This is a genomic window from Salinicola sp. LHM (assembly GCF_034479735.1).
Taxonomy (GTDB): Bacteria; Pseudomonadota; Gammaproteobacteria; order Pseudomonadales; family Halomonadaceae; genus Salinicola; species Salinicola salarius.
Genome location: NZ_CP140261.1, coordinates 3,307,767 through 3,329,419, shown reverse-complemented (window position 1 = coordinate 3,329,419; position 21,653 = coordinate 3,307,767). Strand labels below are relative to the sequence as shown.

17 protein-coding genes are annotated in these 21,653 nt (G+C 63.9%); 7 read left to right on the top strand and 10 right to left on the bottom strand.

The window, feature by feature from the left end:
- Positions 1-137: 137 nt before the first annotated feature.
- From R5R73_RS15140 to R5R73_RS15110, 7 genes are all read right to left on the bottom strand, one after another.
- Entirely contained in the window at positions 138-1,130 is a 993-nt protein-coding gene (locus R5R73_RS15140) for a tRNA dihydrouridine synthase (RefSeq protein ID WP_071230687.1), read from the bottom strand.
- A gap of 278 nt (positions 1,131-1,408) precedes the next feature.
- Positions 1,409-2,914 (bottom strand): tripartite tricarboxylate transporter permease, encoded by a 1,506-nt coding sequence (locus R5R73_RS15135; protein WP_247643223.1) that lies wholly within the window; start codon positions 2,912-2,914, stop codon positions 1,409-1,411.
- 82 nt (positions 2,915-2,996) lie between these two features.
- Positions 2,997-3,545: a tripartite tricarboxylate transporter TctB family protein gene (locus R5R73_RS15130; RefSeq protein WP_071230656.1), complete on the bottom strand. Its 549-nt coding sequence runs from the start codon at positions 3,543-3,545 to the stop codon at positions 2,997-2,999.
- Positions 3,542-4,555 carry a Bug family tripartite tricarboxylate transporter substrate binding protein gene (locus R5R73_RS15125; protein ID WP_210766247.1) on the bottom strand — a complete coding sequence of 338 codons (1,014 nt, stop codon included), beginning with the start codon at positions 4,553-4,555 and terminating at the stop codon, positions 3,542-3,544. Before R5R73_RS15125 ends, R5R73_RS15130 begins: the two co-directional genes overlap by 4 nt.
- 113 nt (positions 4,556-4,668) lie before the next feature.
- Entirely contained in the window at positions 4,669-5,199 is a 531-nt protein-coding gene (locus tag R5R73_RS15120; RefSeq protein ID WP_071230657.1) for a chromate transporter, read from the bottom strand.
- Complete coding sequence (locus R5R73_RS15115; protein ID WP_071230658.1) at positions 5,196-5,774, bottom strand: chromate transporter; 579 nt, start codon at positions 5,772-5,774, stop codon at positions 5,196-5,198. The genes R5R73_RS15120 and R5R73_RS15115 overlap by 4 nt, the downstream gene beginning before the upstream one ends.
- Before the next feature lie 3 nt (positions 5,775-5,777).
- Entirely contained in the window at positions 5,778-7,409 is a 1,632-nt protein-coding gene (locus R5R73_RS15110) for a gamma-glutamyltransferase family protein (RefSeq protein WP_071230659.1), read from the bottom strand.
- A gap of 194 nt (positions 7,410-7,603) precedes the next feature.
- Here R5R73_RS15110 and R5R73_RS15105 point away from each other — a divergent pair, with 194 nt between their 5' ends.
- Positions 7,604-8,341, top strand: coding sequence for a GntR family transcriptional regulator (locus R5R73_RS15105; protein ID WP_083387217.1), 738 nt, complete (start codon positions 7,604-7,606; stop codon positions 8,339-8,341).
- Between the two features lie 20 nt (positions 8,342-8,361).
- On the opposite strand, the gene R5R73_RS15100 is transcribed toward R5R73_RS15105, so the two are convergent.
- Together R5R73_RS15100 and R5R73_RS15095 are read right to left on the bottom strand one after the other, a co-directional pair.
- Entirely contained in the window at positions 8,362-8,973 is a 612-nt protein-coding gene (locus R5R73_RS15100; protein WP_071230660.1) for an IMPACT family protein, read from the bottom strand.
- A gap of 89 nt (positions 8,974-9,062) precedes the next feature.
- Complete coding sequence (locus R5R73_RS15095; RefSeq protein WP_071230661.1) at positions 9,063-9,536, bottom strand: LexA family protein; 474 nt, start codon at positions 9,534-9,536, stop codon at positions 9,063-9,065.
- A gap of 261 nt (positions 9,537-9,797) precedes the next feature.
- On the opposite strand from R5R73_RS15095, the gene smc reads away from it, so the two are divergent.
- The 4 genes from smc (at position 9,798) to R5R73_RS15075 (ending at position 17,285) form a co-directional block, all read left to right on the top strand.
- Complete coding sequence (gene smc, locus R5R73_RS15090) at positions 9,798-13,301, top strand: chromosome segregation protein SMC (protein WP_322527943.1); 3,504 nt, start codon at positions 9,798-9,800, stop codon at positions 13,299-13,301.
- Positions 13,302-13,508: 207 nt separating this feature from the next.
- Entirely contained in the window at positions 13,509-14,816 is a 1,308-nt protein-coding gene (gene zipA, locus R5R73_RS15085) for a cell division protein ZipA (RefSeq protein ID WP_110630327.1), read from the top strand.
- Positions 14,817-14,982: 166 nt separating this feature from the next.
- Positions 14,983-17,019, top strand: coding sequence for an NAD-dependent DNA ligase LigA (gene ligA / locus R5R73_RS15080; protein WP_322527942.1), 2,037 nt, complete (start codon positions 14,983-14,985; stop codon positions 17,017-17,019).
- Positions 17,016-17,285, top strand: a complete 270-nt coding sequence (locus R5R73_RS15075) for a YheU family protein (protein ID WP_071230665.1) — start codon at positions 17,016-17,018, stop codon at positions 17,283-17,285. The genes ligA and R5R73_RS15075 overlap by 4 nt, the downstream gene beginning before the upstream one ends.
- Positions 17,286-17,649: 364 nt before the next feature.
- On the opposite strand, the gene R5R73_RS15070 is transcribed toward R5R73_RS15075, so the two are convergent.
- Positions 17,650-18,963, bottom strand: a complete 1,314-nt coding sequence (locus R5R73_RS15070; RefSeq protein ID WP_322527941.1) for a 2-hydroxycarboxylate transporter family protein — start codon at positions 18,961-18,963, stop codon at positions 17,650-17,652.
- 344 nt (positions 18,964-19,307) lie between these two features.
- On the opposite strand from R5R73_RS15070, the gene R5R73_RS15065 reads away from it, so the two are divergent.
- Both R5R73_RS15065 and R5R73_RS15060 read left to right on the top strand, forming a co-directional pair.
- On the top strand, positions 19,308-20,909 hold the full coding sequence (locus R5R73_RS15065; protein WP_322527940.1) for an ATP-binding protein: 1,602 nt from the start codon (positions 19,308-19,310) through the stop codon (positions 20,907-20,909).
- 3 nt (positions 20,910-20,912) lie between these two features.
- Complete coding sequence (locus R5R73_RS15060) at positions 20,913-21,644, top strand: response regulator (protein ID WP_276232070.1); 732 nt, start codon at positions 20,913-20,915, stop codon at positions 21,642-21,644.
- Positions 21,645-21,653: the final 9 nt, after the last annotated feature.

The following is a 21,653-nucleotide window of genomic DNA, read 5'->3' as shown; positions in this document are numbered from 1 at the left end:
CATACAGGGTGCGGGGGGGTTTGTTTGTCGGGTATTTGATCGGCGGTATCTGGCCGATCGCGGCCGAACGCCGCCGGGGCTTCGGCGCGCCGGCCACATATGGCGGTTTAGCCGGCTGGAGACGGTGAGGACGCTTTCTAGGCGAGCGCTGTCGAGGTGTCGCTAGTCGATGGCGGAGCCGGCTCGGAGGCGTTCAGGCCCGCGAGGAAGGCATCCAGTGCTGTCTCCCGGCGCAATGCCATGAAGCGCGTCGCCGCCTCCGTATCTCGGCCGCGCATGATGTTCAGCCACTGCTTCAACAGTGACACGATCACCTTCTCCGGCATTCCCGCGCTTCGTTTTGCCTCGGCATAGCGGTTCAGCATGGCGCTACGTACCGACCACGGCGTAGCGGGCAGGCGCTCGCCGCCCGAGATCTGCCAATGACGAATACGCCGTGCCAGCCAGGGGTCTGCCAGCATGCCGCGGCCCAGCATCACATCACGGCAGCCCGAGAGCGTGCGCGCCTTCCAGTAATCCTCCAGCGACCAGATATCGCCATTGGCCACCACCGGCACGCTCACGGCGGTTCGAATCCGGGCTATCCATTCCCAGTGAGCCGGCGGGCGATAGCCCTCGCGTCGCGTTCGGGCGTGAACGACCAGCTCGTCCGCACCGCCGGCTTCGGCCGCTTGCGCGCAGGCCAGGGCCAATTGCTTGTCATCGAAGCCGAGGCGCAGCTTGGCATTGACCGAAACGCCGAATCGCTTCCCGACATCCGATACCGCCGCGACGGCAGCGTAGACGCGCGCTGGCGTACGCAGCAGCGACGCACCGCCATCGTGACGGTTGACGGTCTTGGCCGGGCAGCCAAAGTTGAGATCGAGCCGCGTCGCCCCCTGTGCGATGGCCTGTTCGGCATTGGCCGCCAGTGCCTGCGGATCGGAGCCGAGCAACTGCAGCGTGACGGGCGTGGCCGAGGGCGTGATCGGCCCGCACGAACCTGCTGTCGCCAGCTCGGGGCAGTGGCGCAGAAACACCCTCGGCGGCAATTTCGCATCGACGACCCGCACGAATTCGGTGACACACCAGTCCAGCGCGCCGTCCTCGCTCAACAGCGCACGGGTGTCGGCATCGATGACACCCTCCATTGGCGCCAGACCGATTCGGCCTGTCGCCGAGGCGGCTCGGGAAAACGGCGTTTCGCCACGAAAATTGAGCGTGTCGCCACGAAAAGTGGCCGTATCTGGATAGGGGAAAGGCTGTGCCATGCGACCTCCGATGATCGGTCGCCATGTTAGGGCCTATTGCCGTTTCATGCACGGCCGCGCTGAACCGGCATCAGGCCCTGGCACATCTCTCGCTGAGAGCGAATGAAAAGATGAACGGATGAGCGGTACGCCCAGTGCGGGAGTACCGCTCGCTTCTGTCAGGCGCGGGCGGCGGCTCGTTGCTGGAGGATGCGTCGGGCCGTAAACGCCACCGACAGCACGGCCAGAATCAGGAGCCCGGCCGAAATCGGCCGCGTGAAGAACAGCGTCCAGTCCTCGTCGGCCATCAGTGCGCGACGCAGATTGGTCTCGGCGATCGGCCCGAGAATGACGCCGAGCACCAGCGGCGCCAGCGGATAATCGAGCTTGGCCAGCAGATAGCCCACCAGGCCGACGCCGATCAGCAGGTAGAGGTCGGTAACCCGGTTGTTCAGCGCCAGCGCGCCGACTGCGCAGCAGACCAGTACCACCGGTACGATGATCGACTTGGGAATCTCGGTGATCCGCAGAAACCAGCGCATGCTGATCAGACAGAAGGCCAGCACCATGCCGGCGGCCAGGAACATTGCCAGAAACATGCCATAGACCAGATCGGCGTTGTCCATGATGAGTCTGGGGCCCACGCTGACACCTTGAACCATCAAGGCTGCCATGAGTACCGCATCGACGGCGCTGCCGGGAATGCCCAGCGCGATCATCGGGATCAGACCGCCGCCGGCAGTCGCGGAATTCCCGGACTCGGAGGCCACCACGCCGTCGGCTATGCCGGTACCGAAGCGTTCCGGTGTCTTCGAGGCGCGTTTGGCCTGATCGTAAGCGATCAGATTGGCGATACTGCCACCGGCGCCAGGTACGGCACCGATGACCACGCCCAGCATCGAAGAGCGCAATAGATTCACCGGACGGCTCAGCACTTCACGCATCACCGCGAAAGGGTGGAATCGTATCTTGCCGCCCACCAGCGCTTTTCCTTGATGGAGTTCTTCGGGATTCTCGACTTCGCTGGCGAGTTGGCTGACCGCGAAGATGCCGATCAGCACCACCAGGAACGGGATACCGGCAGCCAGCACATCGACACCGAAGGTGAAGCGGGGAACGCCCATCATCGGATCCTGGCCCACGGTCGCGATGAAAAGTCCCAGCAGGCTCATCATCAACCCCTTGAGGATCGATTTGCCCACCAGGCTCGCCACCACGGTGACCGCGAACAGAATGAGCGAGAAGTACTCCCAGGGGCCGAGTTTGACCGCGATCATCGCCAGCGGCGGGGCGGCGACGATCAGCACCACGGCACTGACCAGGGCGCCGAAGAACGAGGCCCAGATACCCAGCGCCAGCGCCCGTCCTGGCTCACCCTTGCGCGCCATCGGGTAGGCATCGAAGGTGGTCGCGACGGCGGAAGGGGTGCCGGGAATGCCCAGCAGGGCGGCACTGATCAACCCGCCCGAGCCACCGCCGACATACACGGCAAGCATGGTGGCCACGCCCTGAAGCGGCGACATGGTAAAAGTCACCGGCAGTGTCAGCACGATCGCCATGGTAATCGTGAAACCGGGAATGGCGGCGGCCACGACACCTGCCACGACGCCAATCATCATGCTGACGAGGGTCGCCAGCGAAAACAGTTGTTCGACGCTGCTGAGCAGCGCATCTGTCATCGGCATGGAAAGCTCTCTTGATCCCGTTGATCTTGTTCGATTCGGATCGGCAGTTCCGGGCGATCGACCCGGGGTTACCGGCTTCGGATTACCACAGGCGTCCCGGAGGTAGCGAAATCAGGAACACTTGGCTGAACAGCAAGTGCAGGCCAAGACCGAAGACGACGGCGATGATCGCGGCGATCAACAATCGGCGGCCGCGACGAGCCCCCAGAATGAACTGGACCGCGAGCAGGAACAGCAACGACGCCAGAGCGAATCCGATCCACGGCATGAGCAGTGCGTAAACGGAAAATGCCGCCAGCGTCGCGAAGGCCAGGCGTCGCTGCAGGAACCACTGTCTTGCACCGACGCTCGCCGATCGGTCAGTGTTGCGCAGCGCCGTCATCGACTGCACCACGATCGCCAGGTTGAAGATCACCAGCGCCCCGAGAACCAATCGCGGGAACGAGCCGGCACCCAGCGGTTCCCACATCGATGATGGCAAGTCGCCGGCCTGCACGAACAGCCCGAGGAATAGCGCGGCCAGGGCGATGTTGAAAATAACGTTGGCGAGCGCCTTGCCGCGCTCGCTGCTGGCCTCCCGCGCAGGGCGGGAGACCATCTCGGCGTTATCGTTCATCTTGCCAGCGTTCATCTTGCCAACTTTCCAGAGAGGCGCTTGATCGTTGCGTCGACGTCAGAGAGATAGTCGGCGTAGGCCTGAGGCCCCATGAAGTCGACCTCGGCGCCGGTGTTATTGACCCGCTTGATGAACTCGGGATCTTTGGACATCGCTTCGAAGCCCTGAGCCAGCGTCTCTACCTTGGCCGGGTCGATCCCCTTGGGAGCAACGATGCCGCGGTTGATGCTCAGGTTGAGATTGTCGTAGCCGAGTTCCTTGAAGGTCGGTACGTCGGGCGTCTGCTTGAGGCGCTCCTTGCTGCCGACGGCCAGGAAGCGCAGATCCCCATTCTTGACGAACTCCAGACTCGACGAGATATCACCGATCGAGGCGTTGATATGGCCGCCGACCAGCGCGCGAATGCGAGCGCCGGTCCCCTCGAAGCCGACGTATCGGAACTGTGCCCCGATGGCGTCCTCGATCATCGCCGCGTGCACGTGAGGAATGCCGCCGAGCGTGGCGCCAACGCGAATCTCGCCCGGGTGCGCTTTGGCATATTCGGCGAAATCCTCGAAGGTCTTCCAGTCGCTGTCGGCATTGACCACCAGATACTGGGGCGATGAGGCCAGCGAGGCGATCGGCTGGAAGTCGTCCCAGTTGAGCTGAGTCAGGCCGGTGGCGTTGGAGGCCATCAGCCCTTCATGGATCTGGCCCACGGTGTAGCCGTCGGGATCTTTCTGCGCCAGCTCCTTGAGGCCGATGGTGCCGCTGACGCCAGGCATGTTGATCACCGGCATCGGCTGGCCGAGATCTTTCGGCGCAGCGTTGGAAATGATGCGCATCAGGGCATCGCTGCCGCCGCCGGGTGACCAGGGCACGATGAACTCGATGGCATGGTCGGGATAGTCGTCGGCTTGTGCGAGCTGGCTGGTCGCCAGTCCGGTCGCGCCGAGTCCCAGCGTCAGAGAGGCGATCGCGCCACTGGAGGCGAGCATTCGGCCCAGCTTGCCCTGGGCGGCATTACGGAGTACGTCGTAGAACATGAGTTGTCCTTGTTTGGCTTGTAGATTTTGACGTCGTATCGAATTTTTCCGTTAACTTTCTTCGCTTCTTGTATTGCTGCTTGTCGAGGACGCAAGCGCTCGCGCTTCGGCCTCTACCCGAGCAGTAGCCCTCCATAGATCAGTCCCAGAAGAACGGCCCACACCGGATGGAGCTTGAGACGCCAGAGCATCACCACGGCGATCGCGCCGATGATGACGGTGTGAATCCAGCCGGAGTCACTGACGCCTTCGTTGAGGAACGACCAGGTGAGATAGCCCATCAGTACCATGATCACCGGTCTGACCCACTGGCTCATCGACTTGACCTTGATCGAATCCCGGTAGCGATACAGGGTCCCCAGCGCTACCAGCATCAGGATCAGTGAAGGGGCAACGGTGGCGAACGTGGCCACCAGTCCGCCGCCGATGCCGGCCACGTCATAGCCGATATAGCCGGCCATTTTTGTAGCGATGGGGCTGGGCAGGGTATTGCCCAGCGCCAGCGTCTCGGCGAACTGCTGGGAAGTCATCCAGCCATAGCGGCCAACGACTTCGTTCTCGACCAGCGGAATGATCGCCGGCCCGCCGCCATAGCCGATGATGTTGGGAATGAAGAAGGCGACGAAGAGATCCCAGTAGATCATGACTTCGTCTCCCCGCTGCGCTTGCGCCACCGTTCCGGTCGCAGCAGTGCGGCAATGAGGATCGCGCCAATCACCAGGCCTGGATGAATGCCGAGTCCATAGATCAGGCCGCCGGCAATCGCCCCCATGATCAGGGTCGCGATCCAGCCGAGCACGATGCGGGATTTCTGGAAGAAGTCCCAGGTGAGCTGGGCCATCATCACCATGACCACCGGAATGACGCCTTCGCTCATGCCCTGGATCCAGCGCTGATCGCGGTAACGGGTGAACAGCCCCAGCAGTACCACCATCGCCACGATGCACGGCACGATGACCGCCAGAACGGCATTGAGGCAGCCGACCACGCCGCCGACCCGATAACCGATGGTGCCGGCCATCTTGGTGGCGATGGGGCCGGGCAGGGTGTTGCCGATGGCCAGCACGTCGCCGAACTCCTCATCGTTCATCCACTGATAGCGAGTGACCGCCTCGGCGCGAACCAGCGGAATCATCGACGGCCCGCCGCCGAATCCGAGCAGGCCGATGCGCAGGAACGCCACGAACAGATGACGCTGGGTTGTCAAAGACGAAGACATGGATCAGAACACCGCGATGCTGGAGTCGGTGCGCGGCTCGGTGCCGCCGCAATAAACCCCGCTTCGAGGGTCGCGCAGGATGATCTGGCCGCGGCCATAGGCGGTACTGTCCACGGCCATGGTCATCTGGTGGCCGCGTGCCGCCATCTCGCGGATCACGTGAAGCGGATAGCCGGGTTCGATGCCGATCTTGCGTCCACCCATCCACTGCCAGCGTGGCGCATCCAGCGCCGCCTGCGGATTGAGATCGAAGTCGACCAGATTCATGACGACCTGCATGTGTCCCTGGGGCTGCATGAAGCCGCCCATGACGCCGAACGGGCCGAGCGCGGTATCGCCCCGAGTCAGGAAGCCCGGGATGATGGTATGGAAAGTGCGCTTGCCGGGCGCCAGCACGTTGACATGATCCGCCTCGAGGCTGAAGCCGTGGCCCCGGTTCTGCAGCGAGATACCGGTTTCGGGCACCACGACGCCGGAGCCGAAGCCGTGATAGTTGCTCTGGATATAGGAGACCATGTTGCCATCGCTGTCGGCGGTCGCCAGATAGACCGTACCGCCGGCCTGCGGCTGGCCGGGTTCGGGGTCGATGGCATTCTCGCCGATCAGGCGGCGGCGGGTATCGGCATACTCGTCGCTGAGCAGCGAAGCGACGCTCGTGCGCATGTACTCGGCCTGGGTGATGTGATGGTGGCCATCGGTGTAGGCCAGCTTCATCGCTTCCAGCTGACGATGCAGCAACTGCGGGTCGTCGCGGACCGTGACATCGAACCCTTCCATCATGCGCAGGGCCATCAACGCGACCATGCCCTGACCGTTGGGCGGAATTTCCCAGACGTCATAGCCCCGGTAGTTGACCGAGATCGGCTCGACCCATTCGGGGCGATAATCCGCAAGGTCGTCGGCGCGAAGGTAGCCGCCCGTCGCTTGCGAGAACGCATCGATCTTCTGCGCCAGTTCGCCGCGGTAGAAGCTTTCGCAGCGGCTCTCGGCCAGAGCTTCGAGGGTTCTGGCCTGAGCTTCGTTGCGATGGAGTTCACCAGGGCGAGGCGCATGCCCTTCGGGTGCGAAGGCCTCCAGCCACGTCGCAATGGCAGGATCGCTTGCCTTGGCACGAAATTCGATTTCGGCGCGTTGCCAGAGCTGGCTGATCACCGGCGAAACCGGGAAGCCTTCCCGGGCGATGCGGATCGCCGGCGCCAGCAGGGTGGCGAAATCCAGCTTGCCGTACTGCTTCGACAGCTCGGCCCAGGCAGCAGGAATGCCGGGGACGGTGACCGGCGTCCAGCCGTGCAGCGGCATCTCGTCGTGGCCGGCGGCCTTGACGGCTTCCGGCGTCAGCCGCTTCGGCGCGTGGCCGCTGGCGTTGAGACCGTGGAGCTTGCCATGGCCGTCGTTGCCTTCTGCAATCCAGACCAGGGCAAAGGCATCACCGCCGATTCCATTGCCGCTGGGTTCGACCACGGTCAGCACCGCTGCCGTCGCGATGGCGGCATCGATGGCATTGCCGCCCTGGGCCAGCATGTCTCGCCCGGCCTGGCTGGCCTGGGGCTGCGATGCCGCGACCATGCCGCGATCGGCATAGGTGGCGCTACGGCGAGAGGGATAAGGATTGTTGTGGTCGAAAGTGAGGGACATGGCGTTTCTCGATTATTTTGAGCCGATTCATCGTAAGGCGCATCGCTGAATGCGAAGGTCATACGGTAAATTGATGTTAATCGTTTATGATGTAAAAAATCGATTTTTTACTATGGCGTCGAATTCTTGTGCAGGTCAAGACCTGAGTCGGCAAGATAGTGAGTTTCTGTCACTGGATCGGAAGGTCAGCACTTATGAGAGCTGAAGCACCCACCGCCAACACGACGGCCAGCCAGCTGTACACGGCCTTGAAGCGCGATTTGATCGATGGGCGTTTCGCCGCCGGGCAGAAGCTGGCGATCACCACGCTCAAGCAACGTTACCGGGTCGGGCTCAGCCCGCTGCGCGAGGCGCTCAATCGATTGGCTGCCTATGGCCTGTTGGTGCAGGAAAACCAGCGTGGCTTCCGGGTTCCCGCATTGACGCGTGCCGAGCTGGACGACATCGCCGAACTGAGGCAGCGTTTCGAAGGGCAGGCGCTGGCGCAGGCGCTCGAGGCGGGCGACGATGAATGGGAAGCCGGCCTGCTGGCGGCGTTTCACCGTCTCAAGCGGGCCGACGAGACGCCGGATCAGCTGGAGCACTGGGAGCAGATGCATCTGCAGTTCCATCGTCATCTGCTGGAGCCCTGCGGTTCACCCTGGCTGTTGCGTTTCATCGAACAGTTGCACGACCAGTTCGATCGCTACCGGCGCATGGCGCCGGCCAACAATGCGGTGCGAGAGACACTCAACGACCAGCACGGCCAACTGGTCGATCTGGCCATGGCGCGCGATACCGCCGCGGCGCGAGCGCTGCTCGAAGAGCACATACGGCTCTCCTACGAAGTGGCGCAGGGGGCTTGCCAAGAAAACGAGACGAGCGAAGGGAAAGGCGGGGCGACAGGGAAAGGCGGAGCGACAGGGAAAGGCGGAGCGACAGGAAAAGCATGACGATGATCACAACGGCGTGATCAGAGCTGCACGAGTGCTCCTTTCAGGCGCCGCTCCAGCACGGCCAGCGAAATGCTGTCATCGGCCGGCCACTCCAGTAGCAGACGCGCCCCCTGGCTATCGTAGTCGGCGCTGACCACCGGGATGTCGTGCTCCGCCAGCCAGCGGCGGGCTTCCGCTTCGTTGCTGAAATCGACCTGGATCGTCACGTCGCGACGCTCGGTGAATTCGCGCCGGGGCAGGGTATCGAGTGCCTTGAGCACGGCCTGGGTGTAGGCGCGCACCAGCCCTCCGGTTCCCAGCTTGGTACCGCCGAAGTAGCGCGTCACCACCGCACCGATCTGCCCCAGTCCGCTGCCTTCCAGCGCCTGAAACATGGGGCGTCCGGCGGTGCCGCCCGGCTCGCCGTCATCCGAAAAGCCGATCGCGATCTGCTCGCCGGGCGCGCCGGCAATGAAGGCGGAACAGTGGTGGCTGGCATCGGGATAGGTCGAACGCGCGTCGTTCAGCAGCGTGTCGAAGGCGGCGTTGTCGGGTGCGTGACAGAGCCAGCAGATGAAACGGCTCTTCTCGATCTCGACGGTATTGGCGTGTCGCGCACGCGGAGCAAGATCGGGAATCGGGTAGCGCATGGAGATCTCTTGGCTGACTCGGCTCAAGCCTTTCGCTCGGCCTGGAAGATTTTCGCCCGGCCTGGAAGACTTGGGGCGATTCCGGGGAATCAGGCCACCTGGGGTGGGTTGCGCATCACGCCCATGACCAGGCCGAGTACCTGCACATCCTCGTTCTTCAGGTAGATAGGCGGCATGCTGTCGTTGGCGGGCTGCAGGCGGACACCAGATTTCTCAATGAACAGCTTCTTCAGTGTCACTTCCTGATTGTTGATCAGGACTACCGCCGTTTCGCCGTTTTCGGCCGACTCATAGCGCTCGATGATGATGACATCGCCATCGAAGATGTTGCTGTCGATCATCGAGTCGCCGCGGACGCGTAGCGCATAGGTGTTTCGACGGACCAGCTTCGCGGGGACATGAACCGTGGCGTCGTCGAGGCAGGCTTCCATCGGCAGCCCGGCGGCGACCTGCCCGAGCAGGGGAATCTCGACCAGATCGGTGGCATCGATGGGTTCCCAGTTGCCGTCGATCAGCGGCAGGTTCGGCTGGCGCTGCAGATAGCTCGGTGCGGCGTTTGTCATCGTCTTCTCCCGAGGTGGTGTCGACATCATAGCAAGGCAAACGGCATCGGCAAGTCGGCCCGGTGTGAGCGGTAGTCGTTCGCCTTCGCCATGGCGGCATTGCTCGGCGGGCGGCTGGATGGCGTCGAGATCGATGGCGCCAGGACATTGACGCTGGATATCGACCACACGGTGCCTTAGGCTCTGCCGAAACCGGCGATGGCGGGCTACCGACCGGGTAGTTCGCCATCGCCATATCGGTTCAGGAGCTCGATTCCCTGCATGCGTCTCAAGTCCATCAAGCTGGCCGGCTTCAAGTCGTTCGTCGATCCGGTCACGGTGCCGTTCGACAGCAACATGACCGCCATCGTCGGACCCAACGGCTGCGGCAAGTCCAACGTCATCGATGCCGTGCGCTGGGTCATGGGCGAGTCCTCCGCCAAGACCCTGCGCGGCGAGTCGATGACAGACGTCATCTTCAACGGTTCCACCGGCCGTTCTCCCGTCGGCCAGGCCTCCATCGAGCTGATCTTCGACAATCGCGACGGCGATCTCGGCGGTGCCTATGCCGGCTACAACGAGATCGCGGTCAAGCGCCAGGTCACCCGCGAGGCCCAGTCCAGCTATTTCCTCAATGGCCAGAAATGCCGCCGCCGCGATATCGCCGACATTTTCCTGGGCACCGGGCTCGGGCCGCGTTCCTACGCGATCATCGGCCAGGGCATGATTTCCCGGCTGGTCGAGGCGCGGCCGGAAGAGCTGCGCAACACGCTGGAAGAGGCGGCGGGAATCTCCAAGTACAAGGAGCGCCGGCGAGAGACCGAAAACCGCCTGCGGCGCACCCAGGAGAATCTCGAACGTCTCGACGATATCCGCGAAGAGCTCGACAAGCAGCTCGAACGGCTCAAGCGTCAGGCCGAAGCGGCCAAACGCTATCGCACGCTGAAAGAGGAAGAGCACCGCCTGCGGGGAGAGCTTGCGGTACTGCGGGAACGCGCGCTGCGCAGCCAGCAGCGCGAAGAGGAGGCGCGCGTGCGCGACTGCGAGATCCAGGTCGAGCGCGAGATCCTCGGCCAGCGCCAGTGCGAAACCCGGTTGGCGGAAGGCCGAGAGGCCCACGATGCGGTGGCGGCGGAGCTGGAAACGCATCAGGCCGAGTTCTACCAGACCGGCGCCGATATCGCCCGGCTGGAGCAGTCGCTGGAACACGCCCGGCAGCGTGAGCAGCAGCTCGCCGACGATCAGGAGAGCGCCCGACGCGAGCGCGATGCGCTGGCACAGCTGGTCGAGCAGGACGAGGCGCGCCGTGCGGAACTCGACATGCGACTCGAGACGCTGCTGCCCGAAGCCGAGATCGCGGATGAATCGCTGCTGACGCTGGAGTTGCAGCTGGAAGAGGCCGAGGCCCGGGCCGACGAGCACCGGCAACAGTGGGAAGCGTTCAGCGAGCGGGACCGGGACGCTCATCACCGGGCCGAGCGTGAGCAGGAGACGATCCGGCGTCTCGAACGCCAGCTCGAAGAGGCGGCCCGCCAACTGGAGCGGCGCCGGCAGCAGCGATCCGAACTGCCGGATGTCGGTGATCTGGAGGCGGAAAGAGACGCGCTCAGGGAAGCCCTGGCAATGCTGGACGAACGGCAGCAGGCGCTGGAGATTCGTCGCGAAACGCATCGGCAGTCCCGCGAGCGGGCTCGGCAAAGCCAGGCCGAGGCGCAGGCGGCAAGGGACGGCGAACGCGAGCGTCGACATCGCTGCCAGGGAGAGATTGCCTCGCTGGAGGCGCTGATCGATGCGGCGCTCAACGATGACGACGCCAGTCTGGCCGAACAGCTCGGCGATCACCCGCTGGGCAACGCGCCGCGAGTCGCCGAGCGTCTTCAGGTGACGGCGGGCTGGGAGCGCACCGTGGCCTGGGTGCTCGCGCCGTGGCTCAAGGCGCGTCTGGCGGATCCGGGAGCAGTACGTGAACCGCTGAATTCACTGACCAGCGGAGAACTGCCGGTGGTGTCGGAACAGGCACCGGAGACCGCGCCTTCCCGATCGCTGGGCGCCCGGGTCGAGGGCGCCGGCGCGCTGTCGACGCTGCTGTCGGCGATCCATTGCGTCGAGGATCCGGAAGCGGCCTGGCAGATGGCCGCCGACCTTCCCGCGGGGCAGAGCGTGATCACGCAGGATGGCCTGTGGCTAGGGCGGGGCTGGGCCCGGCGTCTCGGCCGGGACGACGCCAACGCGGATAGCGTCCTGCTGCAGCGACAGCGCCGCGATGCCCTGATCGAGGAAATCGCGACGCTCGACGCCACGCTGGCCGAGCATGAAACAGGGATCGCTCGCTGGCAGGCCGAACTCGAGGCCAGCGAAGCGGCGCTGGAATCCTTGCGACAGGACGAACGCGAAATCGCCCAGCAGCGTCAGGCGCAGTCGACCCGGCTGGCGACGCTGGAAAGTCGTCTCGAACATGTCGCCTCGCGGCTGCAGGAGTTCGATGCCGAGCAGGCCCACGGACAGGAGCGACACGCGGAGCAGGAGCTGGAACTGGAGAACGCGCGGGAGCGCTGGCAGCAGGCGCTCGATCAGGTCGAGGCCAACAGCGCCGAGCGCGACGCGCTGCAAGCGGCCCGCGAACAGAGCCAGTCGCGGCTCGCGGAGCTGCGTCAGCAACAGCAGCAGACCCGCCAGACCCAGCAGCAACTGGCGCTCGAACGTCAGCGTCTCGAGGCCCAGCGCGGCGAACTTCGACAGCAGGCCGAGCGCAGTGGGGAGCAGCTGTCGCGACTCGACGAACGCGTCGAACTGCTGCGGGAACAGCTGGAAACCTTGCGCGAACCCGACGACGATCAGCGTGAACGGCTGGCGCAATTACTCGAGACGCGATCCCGACAGGAGGCCACGCTCAACCGCTGCCGGGATCGCGCCAACCAGATCGGCGAAACGCTGCGCCAGACCGAGATAGAGCGTCAGCAGCACGAGCGCAACCTGGAAGGGCTCCGCCAGCGGTTGCAGGAAGGCCGGATGCAGGTGCAGGCGTTGACGCTCAAGGCGGATGCGCAACAGGAGACGTTGGCGGAGCAGCAGCAGGACGCCCGACACTTACAGGAAAATCTCGATCCCAATGCCACGGAATCCGCCTGGCAGACCCGTCTGGAAGAGACCGGCGAACGCATTCGGCGGCTCGGCGCCATCAACCTGGCGGCTATCGAGGAGTACGAGCAGCAGGCCGAGCGCCGCGATTATCTCGAAGCCCAGCACGCCGAGCTGAGCGAAGCGATCGAAACGCTGGAGCGCGCGATCAAGCGTATCGATCAAGAGACACGCACCCGTTTCAAGCAGACTTTCGAAGAAGTGAACCAGGGCCTGATGGCACTTTTTCCCCGAGTCTTCGGCGGCGGGACTGCATGGTTGACGCTCACGGGAGAGGATTTGCTGGAAACGGGCGTGGCTATCATGGCGCGCCCTCCAGGCAAGAAAAACAGCACCATTCATTTGCTGTCCGGCGGCGAAAAAGCGTTGACGGCGCTGTCGCTGGTGTTTGCCATCTTCCAGCTCAATCCGGCCCCTTTCTGCATGCTCGACGAAGTCGACGCGCCGCTCGACGATGCGAACGTGGGGCGCTATGCGAAACTGGTCAAGGAAATGTCAGAGAGCGTGCAATTCATCTTCATCACGCACAACAAGATTGCCATGGAGGCGGCAGAGCGTTTGATGGGCGTGACGATGCAGGAGCCGGGGGTGTCACGCTTGGTATCGGTGGGCGTGGAAGAAGCGGCATCGATGGCGGATACATCCTGATACTGGCGAAAATAGCCAAACCGGCTTACGGCGTAATAGGATATCGCGCACGGGATGAATTGAAGGGTGATTGCTGGTGGGCAAAACTTCGCTTGACAAAGAAAAAAAGTGGCCCATTTTTGACAAATCACGCTATGCTAGTGCGGACATGCATGAGCATGTTGTCCTCTTCCAGCATAGTGGCACCGCGAACAGGCAAGACGACCCATGGAACTAAGAGAGTGGCTGATCATCCTGGGGCTGGTTTTGGTGGCGACCATCGTGATCGATGGTTTCCGTCGTCTTCAGCGCCAACGTCGGGTTCCACGCCTCGATCAGACGATCGAAGACAGTGAGATCGACGGCGGATCCGAAAGGGATCCGGAGCAGGCGGCCCGCGAGGCCGAGGTCAACTGGGAATTGCCCAATGGAGGGGCACGTGTCGTACGTCCGGCGACGTTTGAACGCAGCGGCAACGGCTCGGAGCCGATCAGGCCTTCCGAACCCAAGCGGCAGGCGCGAATTCCGAAAGAGGAACTGCAGAGCAGTATCGTCGATCGCCGAACGCGCTCTTCGTTTGCCGACAAGCAGCACAGTGTCGATGTGCAGCAAAAGTTCAAGAATGCCGTTCGTGCCGGTGCCAAGCGTGTCAGTGATTCGGCGCATCGCCTGAGTCACCGACGCGACGATGCCAGACGCGACGATGCCGGCCGTGAACCGGAAGCAGTCAGTCGCGACGCCGAAGCGGCGCGGATTCAGAAAGCTGAACGCCATCAGCAACCAGGTCCGGCGTCTCGGGAGGCCGATGCCGCCGATCACGCCAGCCGCCTGAAGATCACGACGCTGGTGCCGCCGGAAGGTGCGCCAATGGCGTATGACGGTGACCGTGGAGCCGATGAGGTGCAACCGGTCGATCAGTCCGAGCCGACCCTTGCGGAACGCCGTGTCGAACCGGAGATGGCCGAACGGCCCGTCGCGCCAGCCGACGAGCTCAGCGTGTCGCCACGACACGACGTCGTGACGCCGCATCCGGCGGTGGAGCGCGCCAAGCGTCACCACGTGAGTGCCGCCCGCGCTCGCGAGACCCTGTCGCACGCCGAAGAGATCATCGTCATCAGCGTATTGGCGAGAACCGACGACGGATTCGACGGTGCCGACCTGCTCAACCTGATGCTGGCCTGCGGCCTGCGTTTCAGCGAGATGGGCATTTTCCATCGCTACGAGACCGAAGCCGATGACAGCGAGCTTCAATTCTCGATGGTCAACGTGGTCAAGCCGGGCGTCTTCGATCTCGACAGCATGCAGGAAATCGTGACGCCGGGGGTTTCCTTCCTGATGCCGCTGCCGGGCGCCAACGACACCGCGGCCGCTTTCGAGGCGATGCTGGAAACCGCGATGGTGCTGGTGCGCAACCTCGGTGGCGAACTCAAGGACGAGAACCACAGCGTGATGACCGCCCAGACGATCGAGTTCGCGCGCCAGCGGGTGCAGGAGTTCGAGCGTCGCCATCGGCTGCATCGCTATCAAGCCAATTGAGTTGGCAAAGGCTCGAACCGAGCCGAACTTGACGACGGGGCCCTTCGAGGCCCCGTCGTCGTTTCGTTTCAGGGGCTCGGGCTGGGTCCGGCCCTGACGTTACGGCAGCCATGACCGGCTTCCGCTACAATGCGGGTCACTTTGTGCAGCGATCGAATCGAGCGTCATGAGCCAGATCCCCCAAGCGGTCCTCGAACGGGCCGATGCCCTGCGCCAGCAGTTGGACGATGCCAACTACCACTATTACGTCGAAGATCAGCCGCAGATACCGGATATCGAGTACGACAAGCTGCTGCGCGAGCTGCAGTCGCTGGAAGCCGATCATCCCGAACTGGTGACGCCGGACTCGCCGACGCAGCGCGTCGGTGCCTCGCCAGCCGAACGCTTTCGGGAAGTGACGCACGCCGTGCCGATGCTGTCGCTCGATAACGCGTTCAGCACGGAAGAGCTCGAGGCATTCGTCAAGCGTGTCGCCGACAAGCTCGAAAGCGATCCGGAGACGCTGAGTTTCTGCTGCGAACCCAAGCTCGACGGGCTGGCGGTATCGCTGGTCTACGAGAACGGCCGGCTGGTCCAGGGCGCGACGCGCGGCGACGGGCGGACCGGCGAAGACGTCACACTCAACCTGCGTACGCTCCACTCCATTCCCCTCAAGTTGCGCGGCAAGTCGGTGCCGTCGCTGATCGAGGTGCGCGGCGAAGTCTATATGCGCCATTCGGGTTTCGAGGCGATGAACCAGCGCGCGCGGGAGAACGGCGACAAGGTCTTCGCCAACCCGCGCAACGCCGCTGCCGGCAGCCTGCGGCAGCTGGATTCCTCGATCGCCGCCAAACGGCCACTCGAATTCTGCGCCTATCAGGTCGCACGGCTCGAGGGCGACGATAGCGCGCAATCCCATTCGGATTACCTGAAGCGATTGCGCGAGCTGGGCTTTCGCACCAGCCCGCTGCTCGATGTTGTCGAGGGTGCGAGCGGTGTCGTCTCGTTCTGCCGGACGCTGGGCGAGCAGCGCGAGACGCTCGACTACGACATCGACGGCGCCGTGCTGAAGGTCGACAGCCTGCGCGATCAGCGCGAGCTGGGCTTCGTCTCCCGCGCGCCGCGCTGGGCCATCGCCTACAAGTACCCGGCCCAGGAACAGACCACGACGCTCAACGACGTGGCGTTCCAGGTCGGCCGCGTCGGCACGCTGACGCCGGTGGCCAAGCTGGAGCCGGTGCAGGTCGCCGGCGTGACGGTCTCCAATGCCACGCTGCACAACATGGACGAGGTCGAGCGGCTTGGTGTGCGTATCGGCGATACCGTAATCGTGCGGAGAGCCGGCGACGTCATTCCGCAGATCGTCGGTGTCGTCGAGTCGCAGCGCCCGGAGGGGACCCGCGCCATCGAGATGCCGACGGCCTGCCCGGTCTGCGGCTCGCAGATCGAACGACTGGAAGGCGAGGTTGCGGCACGCTGTTCCGGTGGTCTCTACTGCCCGGCGCAGCGCAAGGAGGCATTGAAGCACTTCGCCAGCCGGCGCGCGCTGGATATCGACGGTCTCGGCGAGAAGCTGATCGATCAGCTGGTCGAGCGCGACTGGGTCAAGACGCCGGCGGATCTGTTCCGGCTCAGGGCCGAGCGGCTGGCCGAGCTTCCCCGGCTGGCGGAAAAGTCCGCCAACAATCTGGTCAACTCCCTTGAGGCAGCCAAACACACCACGCTCGCGCGTTTCGTCTACGCCATCGGCATCCGTGAGGTGGGCGAAGCCACGGCGGCCAGCCTGGCGCGCCACTTCGGTACGCTCCAGGCGCTGCGCGAGGCCTCCCTGGAAGCCTTGAAGGCCGTCGACGACGTCGGCCCGGTGGTGGCCCACCATATCCATACGTTCTTCCGACAGGCGCACAATCAGGAGACGCTGGACGATCTTTTGAAGGTGGGCGTGACCTGGGAAGAGGAGGATATCGGCGAACGGCCGCAGCCGCTGGCAGGGCAGACCTGGGTGCTGACCGGCACACTGGAGGCGATGACCCGTGACGAAGGCAAGGAACGCCTGCAGGCGCTCGGCGCCAAGGTTGCCGGCAGCGTCTCGAAGAAGACCGCCACCGTCGTCGCCGGCCCCGGCGCCGGCAGCAAGCTGGGCAAGGCCGAAGAGCTGGGCGTCGAGGTGATCGACGAAGCCACGTTCATCGAACGGTTGAAGGCATGGGAGGCAGGAACATGAGTGGACGCTTCATCGAAGTCCCGCACCGCATGCTGCCCGCGGAGACGCTGGATGCGCTGCTGGAGACGTTCGTCACGCGGCAGGGATACGACACCACCGATGTCGCGACGGACATGCATGACTGGGTGCGGGATCTCAAGCGACAACTGGAGCGGGGCGAGCTGCTGATCGTTCATGACCTGCAGACCGAGAGCACCGAAGTGATGACCCTGACCCAGTGGCGCAGCTTCGGGCGGGACCTGGCCGATGACGAGGAGGAAGGCTAAACGGTGTGTCCGTTTTGCCAGGTGACTAATTCGAGCAGCATTTGCTTACCACTGACCGAGCATCAACCGCCCTTTTGCTCATTATTGCGAGGGGCAAGCCCCTCGCGCTCCCCTTTCTTGACGCCCCAGACGGCGAGACCCTGAACGCCAACCGCCCGCGCTCGGGTCGGCGCGAAAGGGCATCCTGCCCAACGCGCCTCTCGCGTCATCCATGACGCGAGACCCGGCGCGGCGATCGTCGTTCAGCGCCGTTCTGGAAGGCGTCATCGGGTGGGGAATTCAAGCGTATCGGTTTATCAGCAAACCAAAACGGCGCCTCCGTTCTTGAGAACGGGGCGCCATTGTCGTTGCGGTCAGAGCCGGTTCAGGTGAAGAATAGCGGCACCACGATGCTCGAGATGAGCAGGATCAGCGCACCACCGAGGCGTGACGAAATCTGCGCGAACGGCATCAGTTGCATGCGCTTGGCAGCGGAGAGCACGGCCACGTCCCCGGTGCCGCCCATGTTGGCCATGCACAGCCCGGCAGTGATCGCGGACTCGATCGGGTAGAAGCCGACCAGCTTGCCGACCAGGCCGGCACCGAAGGCTGCGCCGGCGACGACGGCGAACACGATCAGCACGTAGGTGATGGAGATGGCGTCGATCACCTGGCCAAGATCGGTATAGGCGATGCCGATGCCAAACAGCAGGGCAAAGGTCCAGTTCTTGGCGACGAACTGGAACCACTGCGCCGCGGCGTCGTTGATCGATTCCGGCACGACGTTGGCGATCTTGAGAACGGCGACCAGAATGATCATCAGTGCGTACGGATGCAGCGGAATGAACCCGCCCAGAATCTCGCCGGCGACGAAGAAGGTGAGTGCAGCGACGACGCCGATGCCCAGCTTGGAGAGCTCCAGCTTGCTCTCGCGCTCTTCGATTTCCACGCCCGGCATCATCTGGCCGTTGCCGGTCAGGCTCGGCATGCGGTTGGCCAGGCCATTGAGCAGGCCGGCGATGATGATGGCGAAGACGTTACCCAATGCCAGTGCCGGTACCAGAATGGAGATGTAGTAACTGGCCGGCTGACCCAGCAGTTGCTCGTAGATCTGGCTCATCGGTACCGCACCGGCGCCCATGCCGCCGCCCATGATCGGCAGGGCGATGACCACGACCGCGTCCTGCGGCGAGAAGCCCATCACCCAGCCGACGGCGATCGCGAACAGGGCGGCGAACAGCACGGCGCAGACCAGCGGCAAGGCGTAGCGCGAGCCGACCTTGACCAGCACGCGGGAGTCCATGCCCAGAATGCTGCCGGTGATCAGCGCGGCGATATAGAAATTGAGGAAGCCGCCGCCTTTCATGAACTGGGTCACGTTGTCGACGACGCCGGTCGGCAGCCACTGCACATAGACCAGCGCGGCGGCGCCGAAGATAGCCAGGATCGCGCCGCCGCCGAGATAGCTCTTGACGATCGGCAGCCGATCACCGATGAAGCCCATGAGCTCACCGAGGATCATCATCACCAGCAGGGCGCCGATCATTCCGGTCGGGATCGTGTCCGTCGCCATGGAGATGATCAAGACAATGGTGGCGATGGCGAAAAGCGGTAGGGGAATGCCGAAAATCGGCGTCGACAGCCAGCTGTCTCGATGGCCGGAATCGGCCTGTGCAGTTTGCGTCACGGTTGAAGTCATGGTTGGCTCCCCATGGATTCTCGCCCAAAGGGCGGTAAGCGGGATTCTTGCCCGGCGGGCAGTACGGTGCCGAGGATAGTGACCTCACGGTGTCGACCAAGTTTTAGGAAATTATTAAAGCCTTTATAAACTATTGAAAGAAACGTGCTCGAAGGCTGCACAGGCCTGGCCTGGAGGGTATACCACCATGGTCTAAAGCCATGGCGGTTACCGGCTGGTTACCTCAAAGGGCAACTGGCGGGTCGGTATCGCAAAGAGGAGTAGTGGAAGATGTCCGAATTGGCTCGACGCGGCGGCAGACCTGGCGAGATCGAGTCCATGCGCCCGGCTGGTGGGAACGTGGCGTGAAACGGCTACGTCTGAGTGCCCAGATATTCATCCTGGTCGCCAGCATGATCGTGCTGACGCTGGGCGTGGCGCTGTTGCTGTTCAACTACCAGCTGCGCGCCAATCTCGAGGACACCCAGGGCGAGAGGGTGATGGGGCTGGCGACGGTGCTGGCCGACCGCAGTGATATCAAGGCGGCGCTCTCCGCCCGCCCCATCGTCCACGACCCCGATTCCGCCCTGCGTCAGCAGATCGAGAGACTGCGCGAGCGCCTGGGGGTGGATTTCATCACCGTCATGGATCTCGATCATCTACGCCTGACGCATCCCGATCCCGACGAGGTCGGGCGGCACTTCCGGGGTGGCGACGAAGACCCCGCGCTGGCCGGGGAATCCTACGTCTCTCGCTCGGAGGGCACGCTGGGCGTCAGCATTCGCGGATTCTCGCCAGTGTTCGATGCCGGCGGCACGGTCATCGGTGCCGTCTCGACCGGGGTCACGCTCAGCCGTGTCGGCCTGTTGCTGGCCGAGCGGCGCCAGGGTTTGCTGCTGGGTATCTCACTACTGATGCTGATCGGGGCCTCGGGCGCCTGGTGCCTGGCGCGCTATATCAAGCGGATCCTGCTGGGATTCGAGCCGCACCAGATCTCCCAGTGGGTTCGGGAGCGTCAGGCGATGCTCTCCTCGCTGCACGAAGGAGTCCTGGCGATCAATGGCGAGGGAGAGATCACGCTGGTCAATCCGGCGGCCTGCCAATTGCTGGGTTCCTCGGCGGCGGAGGACGGTTCGGGGATTCCGGCCGCGACGCTAAAGGAGCTGTTCGACAGCGGCGTTTCCTCGCTCGACCGCCGGCTGACGCTGAACGGGCGAGCGCTGATCGTCAATCGGGTGCCCATTCGCGGCGAACGCGGCGCCGACGGGAGCGTGGTGACGCTGCGAGATCGCAGCGAAGTGAATCGGCTCGCCGAAGAGCTGACCGGCGTCAGCCGATACGCCCAGGCGCTGCGCGCCTCCACCCATGAATTCAAGAACCGGTTGCACGTCATCCTGGGGCTCGTGCAGTTGCGTGATCTGGGGCGCCTGGAGCGTTATCTGCGCGAGCTGGACGACACCCTGATCGCGCCGGCAGCGGCCCGGATCGCCGGGGTCAGGGATCCGGTCCTGGCCGGCTTTCTGCTGGCCAAGGGAAGCGAGGCCAGAGAGCGGCGAGTGGCGTTCGAGATCGATCTGGAAAGCGAGATTCCGGCGCCCGACGAAAGCGAGACCATCCATCTGCTGGTATCGATCATCGGCAATCTGGTGGAGAACGCGTTCGAGGCGGTAGCCGGGCGCGAGGCGCCCCAGGTGAGCCTGACACTGGGCGTCGACGCCGGCGCGCTCTCGCTGCACGTGTCGGACAACGGCAAAGGCATGGCCGAGGATCAGCAGCGGCTCGCCATGGAGCAGGGGGTTTCTTCCAAGGGCGAGGGTCGAGGCTATGGGTTGGCCATGGTCAAGACGCACGTGGAATCGCTCGGTGGCTCGCTGGCTCTCTATTCGACGCTGGGGCGTGGCACGCTGATCGAGGTGACAGTACCCTATGCGATGGCGGTAACGCGGGTAACCGACGGAGTGACGTGATCCATGCGCGTATTGGTAGTAGAAGATGATCCGATGGTGATGCGGCTCAATGTCGAGTTTCTCAATCGCATTGACGGCATCGATCTGGTGGCGCAGTGCGAAGACTTGCCGGCGGCCAGAGACTTGCTGGCGCGGGAGTCGGTGGATCTGCTCCTGCTCGATGTCTATCTCCGCGGGCATAATGGCCTCTCGCTGGTGCGCGACCTGCGTCGCCAGGCCAGGGATATCCAGATCGTGCTGATCACGGCGGCTTCGGAAATGGAAACCGTGCGTGAAGCCAAGCATCTCGGCGTCAGCGACTATCTGGTCAAGCCCTTCGAGTTCGAGCGCTTCAAGGAGGCCCTGACCCGCTGTCTCGATACCCACCGGCGGCTGTCCCGGCTGCCGGCGCGCGCACACCAGCGCGATCTGGATGCGCTGTTCCGTCGCGACTCGGTCGCTGCCCAGCCGGCCCGCCCCGGCGACCTGCCCAAGGGGCTGACGACCAACTCGCTCGCCCAGGTGGCGAGAGCCGCCGCCGAACAGGACGGCGAACCTTTCACCACCGAGGCGCTGAGCGAGAACACCGGCATGTCGCGGGTATCGGTGCGCAAGTACCTCAAGCATCTGGTGGATCGCGGCGTGCTCGAGGAGTCCTTCCATTACGGCCAGATCGGCCGCCCCTCCTTCACCTACCGCTGCCTCGATGGCGAGACGCTGGCGCATCTGGGAGAGACCGGCATGCCGGGCTCGTGAGGCCAGCAA

Excerpts from the sequence above, each read along its gene's own strand:
- R5R73_RS15120 (WP_071230657.1), bottom strand. The coding sequence starts at position 5,199 with ATGATCTACTGGGATCTCTTCGTCGCCTTCTTCATTCCCAACATCATC.
- ligA (WP_322527942.1), top strand. The coding sequence starts at position 14,983 with ATGAGCCAGATCCCCCAAGCGGTCCTCGAACGGGCCGATGCCCTGCGC.
- smc (WP_322527943.1), top strand. The coding sequence starts at position 9,798 with ATGCGTCTCAAGTCCATCAAGCTGGCCGGCTTCAAGTCGTTCGTCGAT.
- R5R73_RS15140 (WP_071230687.1), bottom strand. The coding sequence starts at position 1,130 with ATGGAGGGTGTCATCGATGCCGACACCCGTGCGCTGTTGAGCGAGGAC.
- zipA (WP_110630327.1), top strand. The coding sequence starts at position 13,509 with ATGGAACTAAGAGAGTGGCTGATCATCCTGGGGCTGGTTTTGGTGGCG.
- R5R73_RS15115 (WP_071230658.1), bottom strand. The coding sequence starts at position 5,774 with ATGTCTTCGTCTTTGACAACCCAGCGTCATCTGTTCGTGGCGTTCCTG.
- R5R73_RS15110 (WP_071230659.1), bottom strand. The coding sequence starts at position 7,409 with ATGTCCCTCACTTTCGACCACAACAATCCTTATCCCTCTCGCCGTAGC.
- R5R73_RS15125 (WP_210766247.1), bottom strand. The coding sequence starts at position 4,555 with ATGTTCTACGACGTACTCCGTAATGCCGCCCAGGGCAAGCTGGGCCGA.
- R5R73_RS15075 (WP_071230665.1), top strand. The coding sequence starts at position 17,016 with ATGAGTGGACGCTTCATCGAAGTCCCGCACCGCATGCTGCCCGCGGAG.
- R5R73_RS15135 (WP_247643223.1), bottom strand. The coding sequence starts at position 2,914 with ATGCCGATGACAGATGCGCTGCTCAGCAGCGTCGAACAACTGTTTTCG.
- R5R73_RS15095 (WP_071230661.1), bottom strand. The coding sequence starts at position 9,536 with ATGACAAACGCCGCACCGAGCTATCTGCAGCGCCAGCCGAACCTGCCG.
- R5R73_RS15130 (WP_071230656.1), bottom strand. The coding sequence starts at position 3,545 with ATGAACGCTGGCAAGATGAACGATAACGCCGAGATGGTCTCCCGCCCT.
- R5R73_RS15100 (WP_071230660.1), bottom strand. The coding sequence starts at position 8,973 with ATGCGCTACCCGATTCCCGATCTTGCTCCGCGTGCGCGACACGCCAAT.
- R5R73_RS15070 (WP_322527941.1), bottom strand. The coding sequence starts at position 18,963 with ATGACTTCAACCGTGACGCAAACTGCACAGGCCGATTCCGGCCATCGA.
- R5R73_RS15105 (WP_083387217.1), top strand. The coding sequence starts at position 7,604 with ATGAGAGCTGAAGCACCCACCGCCAACACGACGGCCAGCCAGCTGTAC.
- R5R73_RS15060 (WP_276232070.1), top strand. The coding sequence starts at position 20,913 with ATGCGCGTATTGGTAGTAGAAGATGATCCGATGGTGATGCGGCTCAAT.